Raw genomic sequence first — 14689 nt, 5'->3', positions numbered from 1 at the left:
TGTATTCCTTACAGGCCTGCGTGGGCGGCAATGGCGGCAGCGATGGCCAGAGCCAGCTCTTCGGGTTTGCGCTTGATCGAGTAGTTGGTCAGTTCAGGGTGGCTTTCGACAAAGCTGGTGTTGAACTCACCACTGCGGAATTCAGGGTTACGCAGGATTTCCTGGTAATAGGCAGCCGTGGTTTTCACCCCTTGCAGGCGCATGTCGTCCAGGGCACGCAGGCCGCGGTCCATTGCCTCTTCCCAGGTCAGCGCCCAGACGATCAGCTTCAGACACATCGAGTCGTAGAACGGCGGAATGGTGTAGCCGGTGTAGATCGCCGTGTCGGTGCGCACACCAGGGCCACCGGGTGCGTAATAGCGAGTGATCTTGCCGAAGCTGGGCAGGAAGTTGTTCTTGGGGTCTTCGGCGTTGATGCGGAACTGCAACGCGAAGCCGCGATGGATAATGTCTTCCTGCTTGACTGACAACGGCTGGCCGGACGCGATACGAATCTGCTCGCGGACAATGTCGATACCGGTGATTTCCTCGGTGATGGTGTGCTCCACCTGAACGCGGGTGTTCATTTCCATGAAGTACACTTCGCCATCGGCGAGCAGGAACTCCACGGTGCCTGCATTCTCGTAACCCACCGCCTTGGCCGCGCGCACCGACAGATCGCCAATGTAAGCGCGCTGTTCCGGCGTCAGTTGCGGGCTCGGAGCGATTTCGATCAGTTTCTGGTTGCGGCGCTGAATCGAGCAGTCGCGCTCGAACAGATGCACGACGTTGCCAAAGCTGTCACCCAGAATCTGCGCTTCGATGTGCTTGGGATTGACGATGCATTTTTCCAGGAATACCTCGGCCGAACCGAAGGCCTTGGTCGCTTCCGAGATGACTCGGGGAAAAGCCTGCTCCAGTTCTTCACGGCTGTTGCAGCGCCGGATGCCCCGTCCACCGCCGCCGGAAGTCGCCTTGAGCATCACCGGGTAACCGATGCGATCCCCTTCGATCAGCGCCTCATGGATGTCGGCCACATTGCCTTCGGTACCCGGCGTCACCGGCACACCTGCCTTGATCATGCTGCGGCGCGCTTCGGTCTTGTCACCCATACGGCGGATGACCTCAGCGGAAGGACCGATGAATTTGATCCCGCGTTCGGCGCAGATGTCTGCCAGTTCGGCGTTTTCCGAGAGAAAACCATAACCGGGATGCAATGCATCACAACCGGTTTCCACAGCGAGATTGACCAGCTTGCGCGGATTGAGATAACCCGCAAGCGGTTCGGCGCCAATGCTATAGGCTTCGTCGGCGCGTTTGACATGCAGGGCATGGCGATCGGCGTCGGAAAAGATCGCCACCGAGCGAATGCCCATCTCGGCACAGGCGCGCACGATACGGACGGCAATCTCTCCCCGGTTGGCAATCAGTATTTTTGTTATCACTGGCGTTTCCTCGACCTTAAGGACCAACGTCCTGGCTGCTTTTTGTAACGAAGCATGTGACTGAATGCCGCAGGGACACCCTATGCCTGATCGAGAATTAATAAAAATGAGTAAAAATTGGGTCAGCCATAAGCAAAAGCTTATAGTCATCACCTTGACCGGTGACAGGAATCTATAAGAATGCGTAAGTCATTGATGCGTATGACATTACGTCAGCTGCGTATTTTCAATGAGGTGTGCGACCTGCGCTCCTACAGCCGCGCGGCTGAGGAAATGGCGCTGACTCAGCCTGCAGTCAGCCTGCAGATTCGTCAGCTTGAGGAGCTGGTCGGCCAGCCTTTGTTCGAGTACGTCGGCAAGAAGCTTTACCTCACCGAGGCCGCCGAAGCACTGCAGGCCGCCAGCAAGGATATTTTCGGGCGCCTGGAAAACCTCGATATGCAGCTCTCGGACATGCAGGGTTCGCTGCAAGGTCAGTTGAAGCTGGCCATCGAGTCCAGTTGCAAGTATTTCGTCCCGCACCTGTTTGCCGCTTTCAAACGCCATTACCCGGAAGTCAGTCTCAACCTGACCGTGGTGAACCGGGCGCTGGTGATCAGAAGACTCTCGGACAACCGTGATGATCTGGTGATCATGTCAATGGTGCCGCAGGACATGGGGCTGGAGTTTCTGCCGTTCCTCAACAACCCCATCGTTGCCGTGGCGCCACCGGATCATCCGCTGTGCAGTCACACATCCCTGAACCTGCGGGATCTGGAACCCTGGCCGCTGCTGACCCGCGAGCCTGGATCAGGCACACGTCGGGCCTGCGAGGAGTATTTCAAGGAGAAGCGTGTGCACTTCACGCAGACGTCGGAAGTGTCTTCAAGCGAGGCCCAGCGCGAATGCGTGGTGGCGGGGCTGGGACTGGCAATGCTGACACGCCATGCGGTGTGTCAGGAACTCGCCACCGGCGCGCTCGTGGAGCTGCCCGTGGCGGAGTTGCCGCTGTATCGAAGCTGGTGCGTGGTTCAGGGCAGAGACAAACGCCTGTCTCCGGTAGCCCACGCCTTTCTGGCATTCATTCGCAGTGAACGTGCGCAGATCAGCCAGCTTGTCGAACGTTTCGACGGCCGTCCTCGGACGGCGTGAGGGTCTGCCAGACGGTACCGGTCACGCCATCCAGATAATCAGACAGGTCCTGATTGAGCTGGCGCGCTTCACAGTAGCTCTCGATAGCGCGACGAAATTCCATGCGACGCTGATCTTCCTGCTGACGGCGGGTTTTCACGGTGCTGTTGGGTAAATCGTCGTAGTGCCGAGCCATGTCCTGTCTCCCAATACGTTTCGTGGAACAGCATCTTCACACCTTGCTGTTACGAAGACGCGGCGAAGACATGACAGGGCCGTTACATTTTTCAGGGCCATTGGCCGAAAAATATACATATGTATTCCAGTTCGAGAGACCGATCGGCAGACACTGGCCCTGCAGGACGCAAATCACCGGCAACCGGCCGGTGAGACCCTCTACAGCAAGGAGCTGAAAAATGACTATCGACAACAAGAACTGGCGTGCACGCGATGACCGGATGCCAGGTGTAAATACCTTTACAGTAACCGGCATCGTACCCACCAGTGCCAGCAACGATATTCCCACGCTGGCCCTTAGTGGCAAACCGAGTGCAGCGGGCCAGTTGAATCTGGAACTGAGCTACAGCAAAGAAGGCTTCGGCCTGCAGGTTCTGGGCGAGGCGCGAGTTACATACACCCAGCCAAGCGACGCAACCATTACCACTGTTCGCGTTCATCACAACGATCAGTTGCTGGTATGCATTGATGATGTAGAAGTTACGCACTGATCGACGCGCAACACGCTCTCGAATGAAAACGCCCGCCAGTGACCTCAAGGTCTCTGGCGGGCGTTTCAGTTGCTGCCTGCTACTGACGGCGAACGCTGTCAGTCTTCGTGAGGCTTGATCGATTTCGGCGACAGACGCAGGCTGCGCAAGCTGCGCTTCACGCTCTTGAGGTGATTGACCAGGCTCGGGCCACGCGCCATGGCAACACCCATCGCCAGCACATCGATCACCACCAGATGCGCGATGCGCGAGGTCAGCGGGGTATAGATCTCGGTGTCTTCGTGAACATCGATCGCCAGGTTGACCGACGACAACTCGGCCAATGGTGTCTGACTCGGGCACAGGGTAATCAGGGTCGCACCGCTTTCACGCACCATGTTCGCCGTGATCAGCAGGTCCTTGGAGCGGCCCGACTGGGAAATGCACACCGCAACGTCTGTCGGCTTGAGCGTCGCCGCCGACATGGCCTGCATGTGCGGGTCGGAGTACGCCGCTGCCGTCAACAGCAGGCGGAAGAACTTGTGCTGTGCATCGGCTGCTACGGCACCGGATGCACCAAAGCCATAGAACTCGACACGATTGGCACCCGCCATGGCAGTGACTGCCAGTTGCAGCGCATGGGGGTCGAGATTCTCGCGCACTTCCATCAGGGTATGCAGGGTGGTGTCGAAAATCTTCAGGCTGTAGTCGGCGACCGAATCGTCTTCGTGAATCGCGAACTGCCCGAAACTGGCGCCTGCGGCGAGGCTCTGGGCCAGTTTGAGCTTGAGATCCTGAAACCCGGTGCAACCGATGGCGCGACAGAAGCGCACGATGGTGGGCTCGCTGATGCCCACGCTATGGGCAAGATCAGCCATGGAACTGTGCATCACAGCCGCAGGGTCGAGCAGCACATGGTCGGCTACCTTGAGCTCCGATTTGCGCAGCAGATGACGTGACTGGGCGATGTGTTGCAGCAGATTCAAAAGGCAGACTCGATAATGAAGCGGTGGGCGGGTTGTAGCTTTCTTGTAGTTATACTACATGACCTGCGAGACGCCCAGTTAAACGAACGTGAAACGTCTAGCGCTGCATTTAGAAGGGCAAATCATAAAAATATGTGGGAATAATCCTACATCCGCAAAATTTTCCCGCCTATGACTGTCGGCTTAAAATGATTGAAGCAGAATTCCAGCCATCGCAGTCGCTTCGATCGGGCGACTGATCAGATAACCCTGCACTTCATCACAGCCATGGCTCCTGAGAAATTCCAGCTGGCTCTGGTTTTCCACGCCTTCGGCAACCACCTTCAAACCCAGGCTGTGGGCCATGGAGATAATCGCCTGAATGATGGCGGCGTCTTCGGTGCCATCGCCCAACCCGCTGATGAATGCACGGTCGATTTTCACGTAGTCCACCGGAAACCGTCGCAGGTAGCTCAATGAAGAGTAGCCGGTGCCGAAATCGTCGATGGCCAGTTTTACGCCCAGGTCGCGCAACTGTTGAAAGGTCACAATGATGTGTTCGACGCTGTCGAGCAACTGGCTTTCGGTCAGCTCCAGTTCCAGCCATTGCGGTGCCAGTCCGGTTTCCTCAAGCACCTGGCGAACCAGGCTCACCAGTTTTCCCTGACGCAACTGATGCACTGACAGATTGACCGACACCCTGATCGGCGCCATGCCCTGGCGCTGCCACTCACACGCCTGCCAACAGGCCTTGCGCAGCACGAACTCGCCGATGGCACTGATCAGCCCGGTTTCCTCGGCAAGCCCGATGAACTCACCCGGCGCAACCATGCCGCGCTGCGGATGGTGCCAGCGCACCAAGGCTTCGGCAGAATCCAGGCGCCCTGTCCTGAGACACAGCTTGGGCTGATAGAAGACCTGGAGTTGCTGTTCGTCGACAGCCCTGCGCAGTTGAATTTCAAGCTGCAGGCGCTCGAGCGTGCTGGCCTGCAGGCTCTGGGTAAAAAACTGAAAGTTGTTGCCGCCCAGATGTTTGGCATGCTGCATCGCCATGTTCGCCTGACTCACCAGTGCCGAGACCTCACGGGCCGAGTCCGACAGCAGGCTGATGCCCACCGATGCGCTGATCACCAGTTCGTGACCTGCCACCGACAGCGGTACGCGCAATTTGCCCAGCAGGCGATTGGTTACGCGGGCAAGGCTGGACAGGTTCGAGTAGCCGTCAAACAGTACGGCGAACTCATCACCGGAAAGCCTGGCGATGGTGTCGGCTTCCGGCATGGCGCTACTCAAGCGACGTGCAACGTGCCTGAGCAATTGATCAGCGATTTCATGACCCAGACTTTCGTTGAGCAATTTGAAGCGGTCGAGATTGATATGCAGCAACGCCAGACTTCTGCCTCCCGACCGGACACGCTCGCGAGCCTCACGCAGCCGTTCGTTGAACAGCGAACGGTTGGCCAGCCCGGTCAGCTCATCGAAATGCGTCAGATAGCGCATGCGCTCCTCTGCCGCACGGCGCGATGAAAGATCGGAGAAGAAGCCGACAATGTGGCTTAGTTTCCCTGCCTTATCGAGCACAACGTTCAACTGCAGCCATTGCGGATACAGCTCACCGTTCTTGCGTGCTTCGACCAGCTCGCCTTGCCATCGACCGGTCTGTTCCAGAGATTGATGAATGGCTTGAAAGTGACGGCGCGCATCGCGGCTGCTGGCAATGTCGGTCACTCGGCGTCCGATCACATCTTCCGGCTGATACCCACTGACCCGGCTAAAGGCCTGATTCACCGTGAGGATGCAGTAGTCCGGATCGAAGATCACTATGCCTTCGCTGGCGGCGTCGAACACGGTGGCCGCCAGACGCGGCGGGCTCTTGCTCAACGCCTGATTGGCTTCCTCCAGTTCAAGCGTGCGCTGGGCCACGCGATCCTCCAGCCCGATCTGCGCCTCCCTCAGACCGCGCTCGGCTTCGCAGCGCTGATCGATTTCATGAGCCAGCTCGGTATTGAGCGCATCACTGGTCGCCTGCGCCTGCTGCAGGTGCTCAATCAGGGCCTGATTCTGGAAGCGCCTCAACAGGCTGCGCTCCAGCAGACGATTGACCTGCCACGCCACCACGCTCAAGGCAAACAACAGAATCAGGCCGAGCCATCCCCAGCCGCGAAACGGAATGTCACCACCCCAGAACAGGTACAGGATCGGGGGCAGCAAACAAGACAGGCTGAACACCAGAAACGCGGAAATGCTGACGGCGTAGGCGACGCTGGCAGACAGGATCGCAGCGCCGATCAGGCCGAACACCCAGGCCTGCTGTTCAAAGTTTTCCACCGGGACCAGCACCACTGCGGCAGCGGCCAGGGTCAGGCCACTGACACAGGCCCCCATGAGAAACATCCTGCGCCAGACCGGTTGCGCCTGACGCTCTCTGGAGGCCGCTTCGAACGCGGCGACCTGAATGATCCGCAGGCAAACCAGCGCAGACAGCCAGCCCAGCCAGATCCACACCAGCAGATAGCGCTCGGCGCCCCAGAGCAGCCAGGCACAGACAAGACCGTTCAGAAACATGAACAGTGTCGGCAGCAGTGAGCCCTGATAAAGAAGACGTGTGCGTTCGAGCGCCAAGGGCGCGGCGAACTGCCGGTAGAGGTCGCGGCGAGTGTTTTCAAGGACCTCGCCAGCGCTGAAACGGTATGTCATGGCGTCGTTCTTATCGTTGATCAGACCCCGCATGCGCCCGGTCAGGAGCGTTCAAAAGGGGTCTTGGCCCTGAGCGTGTGCGGAGCATACACAAGGCCTTGAGCAGACCAAACTGCCGGACCAAACAAAAATATCAATATGCCACCGCCCTGAGTGATCTGCCCTCGCTCAAGGCACGGCGCGCAACGCTCTCTGCACCGACCGACCGGTCGTCAGCCCCAACGATTTTTTATTGCCCCACGCAAAGCATGGTTTGCCCACCATGACGCAGCACCCTAGAATGCGCCGATGCGCGATGATCTCTCTCTTCTTCTTAATTCCCTCAACGATGCCCAGCGTCAGGCCGTAGCCGCCTCCCTGGGTCGTCAGTTGGTCCTGGCCGGTGCTGGCTCCGGCAAAACCCGTGTGCTGGTGCATCGCATCGCCTGGCTGATGCAGGTCGAGCAAGCCTCCCCGCACTCGGTCCTGTCGGTGACGTTCACCAACAAGGCCGCCGCCGAGATGCGCCATCGCATCGAGCAACTGATGGGCATCAGCCCGGCAGGCATGTGGGTCGGAACGTTCCACGGCCTGGCGCACCGCCTGCTGCGGGCGCACTGGCAGGAAGCCGGGCTGGTGCAGACCTTTCAGATTCTGGACAGCGACGACCAGCAACGTCTGGTCAAACGCGTGATCCGCGAGCTGGGTCTGGACGAGCAACGCTGGCCTGCCCGTCAGGCGCAGTGGTTCATCAATGGCCAGAAAGACGAAGGGCTGCGTCCGCAGCACATTCAGGCCAGCGGCGACCTGTTCCTGACCACCATGCGCAGCATCTATGAAGCCTATGAGGCGGCCTGCCAACGTGCCGGCGTGATCGACTTCTCCGAACTGCTGCTGCGCGCGCTCGACCTGTGGCGCGACAACCCCGGTCTGCTGGCGCACTATCAGCGCCGCTTCCGCCACGTGCTGGTGGACGAATTCCAGGACACCAACGCCGTGCAGTACGCCTGGTTGCGTCTGTTGGCTCAGGGTGGCGACAGCCTGATGGTGGTCGGCGACGACGATCAGTCCATCTACGGCTGGCGCGGCGCGAAGATCGAGAACATTCACCAGTATTCGTCCGACTTCCCGGATACCGAAGTCATCCGTCTGGAGCAGAACTACCGCTCCACGGCGAGCATCCTCAAAGCGGCCAACGGCTTGATCGTCAACAACAGCGGCCGCCTGGGTAAAGAGCTGTGGACCGATGTCGGCGACGGCGAGCTGATCAGCCTGTATGCCGCCTTCAACGAACACGATGAAGCGCGTTATGTGGTCGAGACCATCGAGAGCGTGCTCAAGACCGGTATCTCGCGTAACGACATCGCCATTCTCTACCGCTCCAACGCCCAGTCGCGGGTGCTGGAAGAAGCCCTGCTGCGCGAACGCATTCCATACCGTATCTACGGCGGCCAGCGATTCTTCGAACGCGCCGAGATCAAGAACGCCATGGCGTATCTGCGCTTGCTGGAAGGTCGCGGCAACGACGCGGCGCTTGAGCGGGTCATCAACGTTCCGGCGCGCGGCATCGGTGAAAAGACCGTTGAAGCGATTCGTGAACATGCCCGTCATGCCGACGTGTCGATGTGGGAAGCGATGCGCCTGCTGGTCGCCAATAAAGGCCTGACCGGCCGTGCGGCGACTGCGCTGGGCGGGTTCATCGAGCTGATCGAGAACCTGTCGGCCAAGGTCATGGACATGCCGCTGCACCTGATGACCCAGACCGTCATCGAGCAGTCCGGGCTGATCACCTATCACGAGCAGGAAAAAGGCGAGAAAGGCCAGGCCCGGGTAGAAAACCTTGAGGAACTGGTCAGCGCCGCGCGCGCTTTCGAGAACAGCGAAAGTGAAGAAGACCTGACCCCGCTGGCGGCCTTCCTCGGGCATGCGTCGCTGGAAGCCGGTGACACTCAGGCCCAGGAGCACGAAGAAAGCATCCAGCTGATGACGCTGCACAGCGCCAAGGGTCTGGAGTTTCCGCACGTGTTCCTGGTGGGCATGGAAGAGGGATTGTTCCCGCACAAGATGAGCCTGGAAGAGCCCGGCCGTCTTGAAGAGGAGCGCCGTCTGGCTTACGTCGGCATTACCCGCGCCATGCAGCAACTGGTCATGACCTACGCCGAGACGCGTCGCCTGTACGGCAGCGAGACCTACAACAAGGTCTCGCGTTTCGTACGCGAAATCCCGCCCGCGCTGATTCAGGAAGTGCGCTTGTCCAACAGCGTGAGCCGACCATTCGGCGGCACGCAGAAGGTCAATAACAGCAGCCTGTTCACTGGTACAGGCATCCCGGAAACCGAGTTCACCCTGGGCCAGCGCGTGCAGCATGCCGTCTTCGGCGAAGGCGTGATCCTCAACTTCGAGGGTGCTGGCGCCCAGGCCCGCGTGCAGGTCAACTTCGCCGAGGGCAGCAAGTGGCTGATGATGGGCTACGCGAAGCTGGTGGCGTTGTAATCGGATCTGATTGTCCCTGCGTTCTGCGTCCGCCCTTCAAGGTGACGCAGAGCGTCACGGGCTACATGCCCACGCGGAGCATGGGCAGGATCGGTGTGCTTGAGATCACGCTGATCGCTCCCACGCTCCAGCGTGGTAACGCCGCTCAGGACGCTCCGCGTCCGCTCTGGAATGCGACACATATCTCCGTGACAACACGCCCACTTGGAGCATGGACTTAGTCCACCATCAATCCGGGTTGTGCTTTCATTCAGCTGTACACGCGTATAACTGAACGCGCAGACGACCAACCCCACAAGCCGTAAAGAAATGTCTTACGCTGTTTGTGTAAAAGTCCGAAACATTAACGTGCTGGTCATGCAGCCATGTGCTGTGCAACATGACGCGCGTGCAATCACAAAACGGGAATACCCATATGCAACGTTTTCTTAGCTTCGCGATGGCGCTGTGCATCGGGCTCACTCTGAGCCTGGATGTGAACGCCGCGCGTTTCGGTGGTGGCAAGAGCATGGGCTCGGCACCGACCCATCAGGCGCGCCAGACTGCGCCTTCCACGCCTGCCGCAGCCCCTAACGCTGCCGGTCGCCCGACACCTGCCGCCAGCGGCGCATCCCGCTGGCTGGGTCCATTGGCCGGCATCGCTGCCGGTGGCCTGCTGGCAGCCATGTTCATGGGCGACGGCTTCCAGGGCCTGCAACTGTTCGACATTCTGATCGTGGGCCTCCTCGCCTTCCTGATCTTCCGCTTCATTGCGCGCAGACGTCAGCAGCAACAGCCGAAAATGGCCGGTGCCGGTGCGCCGTATCAGCGCGAAGCCAGCCTGCCTGCGCAAAACCCGATCTTCGGCAGCAGCCCGGCCGCTTCCGCAGCGCCGGTGATCAACGCGCCTGCCTGGTTCAACGAGGAACGCTTCCTTGAAGCCGCTCGCAGCCACTTCCAGTCGCTGCAGCAGCACTGGGACGCCAACGAGATGGACAAGATTGCCGAGTTCGTTACCCCGCAAATGCTCCAGTTCCTGAAAAAGGAACGTGCGGACCTGGGCGATGGTTTCCAGTCGACTTACATCGATAACCTCAACGTCCAGCTGGACGGTGTGGATGATCGTGCCGACAAGACGATTGCGACCCTGACCTTCTCGGGCGTTTCCAAAACGTCGCGCTTTGATCAGGGCGAAGTGTTCAGCGAAAGCTGGAACATGGAACGTGCGCAAGGCGACAACCAGCCATGGCTGGTCGCGGGAATTCGCCAGAACGGTTGAACCAGATTCCGTTATTGCGTTCAGAACCCCGGACATGTCCGGGGTTTTTTGTTTATCCGTTCGGATAGTTATTTTGAGAAAGGCTTTACGCTACTGTATAACCCGCGCCATCAAGTAAGAGGATCCGTGTCGTGGAAGAAGTCATCGAACAATTGCGTGAAGCAAACGAACCGGTTCCGGTTCCGCTCGAACTGCCCGATGAAGACCTGTTGGTCGAAATCGAGGAACAGCTGTTCATCAACATCCCGTTCGTCTTCAAGGAATTTCTCCTGACGGTCAGCGACGTGGTGTACGGCAGCCTCGAGCCCGTCACGGTCACTGACCCGCAGTCGCACACCTACCTGCCGGATGTGGCCGCAACCGCCTGGGATGATGGTGTACCGCGCGAGCTGATTCCTATCTGCCAGGACGGCGACGACTACTACTGCGTCGAAGAAGACGGCACTGTGCTGTTGTGGTCCGCCGAAGAAGAACTGGTCACCGAAGAAAGCTGGGAATCGGTCTGGCACTGGGCGCGGGACGTCTGGCTGGAAAGCTGATACCCGTAGAGCCATGCCTACCGAATGTGTGTCACCGGGCTCAATGCCCGGATGACTCAGGATTGTTGTTACCCAATGTCTCTATCAGCGCCAGTTGCATGCGCGTATGCACCCGGATGAACCAGCGCCACAGCAGCGCAGCGACAAGCGCTGCCACCAGCGTGATGACCAGCAACAGTTCGTTGGCGGGCAGAATACTGGCTGACAACGCAGCCAGCATGACGAAAATCAACGCCAGCGAAAGCAACGGAATGACTTCGGCCAGGACCTTGCGCACCCGCACGGTATGACGCCCCGCCATCTCCGGTTTGACGCCCATCTCTGCGAGCAGCATCGACAGCGCCTTGAGCTTGCGATATGCCGCAATCAGGAACGGCAACGACAGCAGTAGCGCAGCACCGCAGATCAACGCCTTCTGATAGCTGACATCCCCGACCCATTCGCTTATGTAGCCGCCAATGCGCTCGGCGAAATACCCACCGCTGAAGAAGATCGCCATCACCAGCGCCAGATTCACGCCGACCTGCAGCAGGATGCGACGGATTATCTGCGCCAGCACCGCGCCTTCTCCCTGTGGCTGGATACTGCGCAGCCATTCACCGTACATGTTGAACACCCGAGCAACGCGCCCGGGCACCATCATGGCGAGCTTGTTCGACAGCGGATCGGCACCACGAATCAGGTACGGCGTCAGCAGGGTCGTGATGGCCGACACGGCGACCGCTACTGGATAGAGGAAGTCGCTGGTCACCTGCAGCGTCATGCCCAATGCCGCGATGATGAAAGAAAACTCGCCAATCTGTGACAGCCCCATGCCTACCCGCAGCGAGGTCCGGCCATCGTTACCGGCGAGAAACGCGCCCAGCCCACAGGACAGCATCTTGCCCAGCACCACCGCAACGGTAATCACGGCGATGGGCCAGGCGTAGGCCAACAGGATATTCGGGTCGATCATCAGGCCGATGGCCACAAAGAAAATCGCACTGAACATGTCCCGGATGGGCTCGATCAGGCGCTCGATTTTTATCAGCTCCCTGGATTCGGCCATGATCGCACCGATCAGGAAAGCGCCCAGCACCATGCTGTATTCCAGCTTGACGACCAGCAGGCAGAAACCGAAACACAGGCCCAGCACCGTCACCAGCAGCATTTCGTTGCTTTCGAATCTGGCCACGTAGGCCAGCACGCGCGGCACCAGCAAAATGCCGATCACCAGCGCGACGATCATGAACAGTGACAGCTTGCCGACGGTCGAGAACACCTCGCCGGAGCTGACCGATCCGCTGACCGCAATGCCGGACAACAGCGCAATGATGCCAATGCCGAGGATGTCTTCGACAATCAGCACCCCGAAGATCAACTGAGCAAAGCGCTCGTTCTTCATCTTCAGGTCGTTGAGCGCCTTGACGATGATGGTGGTCGAGGAGATTGCCAGAATCGCGCCCAGAAACAGCGAGTCCATGGTTTTCCAGCCGAAGAACTGGCCGATCTCGTAGCCGATCCAGATCATCAGGGCGATTTCGAGAAACGCGGCAATGAATGCCGTGGCACCGACCTTGAACAGTTTGCGCAAACTGAACTCAAGGCCCAGGCAGAACATCAGGAAGATCACCCCCAGCTCGGCGAGGGTCTTGATGGTGTCTTCATCGTGGATCAGGCTGAAAGGCGGTGTGTGCGGCCCGATGATGAAGCCCGCAACGATATAGCCCAGCACCACGGGCTGTCGCAGACGGTGGAATAGAATGGTCACCACGCCTGCCACCAGCATGATCACTGCCAGGTCCTGAATGAAATTGATGGCATGCATTGGGGTGTGGCTCCTTTGGGTGATGAGTTCCTTGACCGGTACTGGACGCGCTTGCCGCGCCACCTGCCGAAATTTCGTCATCCAAATCTGACGCAAACGTAGGAAAAAACCCGATCCACGGGTTTTTGAAGGTTAACACTGCACTCCTCGACAAAAAGCCGGTGCAATATATGGAAACAGATGGAATGACGCGTGACGGGCAGTGAATGGCCAGCGTCCCGATAACTACACCTTGAGCGCCAGCATAGGCGTCTTTGACCACCTTGACCGTGTGAGTACGCTATGGAACCCGGAAACGCCCAGCTGTCGATGACTGTATTGATGACCCCGGACATGGCCAACTTCTCTGGCAACGTGCACGGCGGTACGTTACTCAAGTACCTGGATGAAGTGGCTTACGCGTGCGCAAGCCGCTATGCCGGTCGCTATGTGGTCACGTTGTCCGTGGACCAGGTGATCTTCCGAGAGCCGGTGCATGTCGGCGAACTGGTGACCTTCCTGGCATCGGTGAACTACACCGGCAACACCTCGATGGAGGTCGGCATCAAAGTGGTGACCGAAAACATCCGCGAGCGCTCGGTACGCCACTCCAACAGCTGCTTCTTCACCATGGTGGCAGTGGACGACAACCGCAAACCGGCCAGCGTCCCGCCATTGGAACCGGAAAGCCCTGACGCCAAGCGTCGTTACATCCAGGCGCAGCAACGCCGCCAGCTCCGTCAGGAACTGGAAAAGCGTTACCAGGAAATCAAGGAAGAAGCGCTGTAACGAACGGACTCAGGCAGGGATGCCCGAGCCGCAGCCTTTGTCGGCCGTTACAGCCTGACCGCTTCGAAACGTACCCGCGGATGAGCGATACGGTCCTGAGCACGAACCAATTCCAGTTCGTAACTGCCGCACGCCTGGGTTTCCAGCAGCACTTCGTGCACGGCGGATGCAGTAAATTCGAACGCTGCGACCAGATTATCGCCCAGCAGGATGCGCGACAGGAACAGGCCCGAGGTCAGATCACCCACACCCACCGGCTGACGCGGGAAAGCCAGCAATGGACGTCGCAGGTGCCAACTGGCCTCGGCGGTCACCAGCAACATTTCAAAGCCGTCGGCCGCCTTGCCGGGGTAATCCAGATGCTTGACCACTACAGCTTTCGGGCCACGTGCCAGCAGCGCCTTGGCCATCCCCAGGCAATCGAGCAGCGACTCAGGCTTGCGCCCCGAGAAGCTGTCCAGCTCCAACTGGTTGGGGCACAGGAAGTCGGCCATGGCGGCGGCCTCTTCCAGCAGAAAGTCGCTGACTTCAGCCGGGACGATGCACCCTTTCTCGGGATGCCCCATCACCGGATCACACAGATACAGTGCCTTGGGATTGGCCGCCTTGATGCGTGCAACACCGGTCAGGATGGCACGCCCTTGCGCGGCGCTGCCCAGATAGCCGGAAAGCACGGCATCGCAGTTACCCAGCTCGCCGATGGCGGCAATGCCGTCGATCAGGGCCGGAATCTGCTGCGGGGCCAGCACTTCGCCGGTCCACTGCTTGTACTGCGTGTGGTTGGAGAACTGAACCGTGTTGAGCGGCCAGACATTGACACCGATACGTTGCATCGGAAACACCGCCGCACTATTGCCTGCGTGGCCGAAGACCACATGGGACTGGATAGCGAGCAAGTGGGGTGTACGTTTCATGGGAATATCCTGAACACGATGCAAATGC

Annotated in this window: 12 protein-coding genes; 6 read left to right on the top strand and 6 right to left on the bottom strand. The window is 59.1% G+C overall.

The genetic code is table 11. The annotated features are described in order from the left end of the window. Window positions 1–8: 8 nt before the first annotated feature. Complete coding sequence (locus tag QRN20_RS07620; RefSeq protein WP_025995457.1) at window positions 9–1424, bottom strand: acetyl-CoA carboxylase biotin carboxylase subunit; 1416 nt, start codon at window positions 1422–1424, stop codon at window positions 9–11. A gap of 180 nt (window positions 1425–1604) precedes the next feature. Between QRN20_RS07620 and QRN20_RS07615 the strand changes: the two genes are divergently transcribed. Beyond that, on the top strand, window positions 1605–2555 hold the full coding sequence (locus QRN20_RS07615) for a LysR family transcriptional regulator (RefSeq protein WP_029244157.1): 951 nt from the start codon (window positions 1605–1607) through the stop codon (window positions 2553–2555). Here QRN20_RS07615 and QRN20_RS07610 read toward each other — a convergent pair. After that, on the bottom strand, window positions 2509–2730 hold the full coding sequence (locus QRN20_RS07610) for a PA3496 family putative envelope integrity protein (RefSeq protein ID WP_050575475.1): 222 nt from the start codon (window positions 2728–2730) through the stop codon (window positions 2509–2511). The genes QRN20_RS07615 and QRN20_RS07610 overlap by 47 nt on opposite strands. Before the next feature lie 220 nt (window positions 2731–2950). On the opposite strand from QRN20_RS07610, the gene QRN20_RS07605 reads away from it, so the two are divergent. Further along, on the top strand, window positions 2951–3262 hold the full coding sequence (locus QRN20_RS07605; RefSeq protein ID WP_122412648.1) for a hypothetical protein: 312 nt from the start codon (window positions 2951–2953) through the stop codon (window positions 3260–3262). 98 nt (window positions 3263–3360) lie between these two features. On the opposite strand, the gene hexR is transcribed toward QRN20_RS07605, so the two are convergent. Together hexR and QRN20_RS07595 are read right to left on the bottom strand one after the other, a co-directional pair. Further along, a complete protein-coding gene (gene hexR, locus QRN20_RS07600) occupies window positions 3361–4227 on the bottom strand; it encodes a transcriptional regulator HexR (RefSeq protein ID WP_004881672.1) in 867 nt (288 codons plus the stop codon). Window positions 4228–4410: 183 nt separating this feature from the next. Further along, a complete protein-coding gene (locus QRN20_RS07595; protein WP_285360055.1) occupies window positions 4411–6903 on the bottom strand; it encodes a putative bifunctional diguanylate cyclase/phosphodiesterase in 2493 nt (830 codons plus the stop codon). A gap of 288 nt (window positions 6904–7191) precedes the next feature. Between QRN20_RS07595 and uvrD the strand changes: the two genes are divergently transcribed. The 3 genes from uvrD to QRN20_RS07580 all read left to right on the top strand — a co-directional run bounded on the left by uvrD (window position 7192) and on the right by QRN20_RS07580 (window position 11172). Beyond that, a complete protein-coding gene (gene uvrD / locus QRN20_RS07590) occupies window positions 7192–9375 on the top strand; it encodes a DNA helicase II (protein WP_122412650.1) in 2184 nt (727 codons plus the stop codon). Between the two features lie 415 nt (window positions 9376–9790). Next, the gene (locus QRN20_RS07585; RefSeq protein ID WP_285360054.1) at window positions 9791–10633 is read left to right on the top strand and encodes a Tim44 domain-containing protein; all 843 of its coding nucleotides are present in this window, start codon (window positions 9791–9793) and stop codon (window positions 10631–10633) included. 131 nt (window positions 10634–10764) lie between these two features. Next, window positions 10765–11172 carry an SMI1/KNR4 family protein gene (locus QRN20_RS07580; protein WP_004881680.1) on the top strand — a complete coding sequence of 136 codons (408 nt, stop codon included), beginning with the start codon at window positions 10765–10767 and terminating at the stop codon, window positions 11170–11172. Between the two features lie 40 nt (window positions 11173–11212). Here QRN20_RS07580 and QRN20_RS07575 read toward each other — a convergent pair whose 3' ends face one another. After that, complete coding sequence (locus QRN20_RS07575; RefSeq protein WP_029244162.1) at window positions 11213–12979, bottom strand: cation:proton antiporter; 1767 nt, start codon at window positions 12977–12979, stop codon at window positions 11213–11215. Window positions 12980–13261: 282 nt separating this feature from the next. Between QRN20_RS07575 and QRN20_RS07570 the strand changes: the two genes are divergently transcribed. Next, complete coding sequence (locus QRN20_RS07570) at window positions 13262–13747, top strand: acyl-CoA thioesterase (protein ID WP_004881681.1); 486 nt, start codon at window positions 13262–13264, stop codon at window positions 13745–13747. 47 nt (window positions 13748–13794) lie between these two features. Here QRN20_RS07570 and pdxY read toward each other — a convergent pair whose 3' ends face one another. Next, window positions 13795–14661, bottom strand: a complete 867-nt coding sequence (pdxY, locus tag QRN20_RS07565) for a pyridoxal kinase PdxY (protein WP_029244163.1) — start codon at window positions 14659–14661, stop codon at window positions 13795–13797. Window positions 14662–14689 lie beyond the last annotated feature (28 nt).

Source organism: Pseudomonas sp. fls2-241-TYG-175, from assembly GCF_030209155.1.
GTDB lineage: Bacteria > Pseudomonadota > Gammaproteobacteria > Pseudomonadales > Pseudomonadaceae > Aquipseudomonas > Aquipseudomonas viridiflava.
This window is presented reverse-complemented; position numbering and strand designations above follow the sequence as displayed.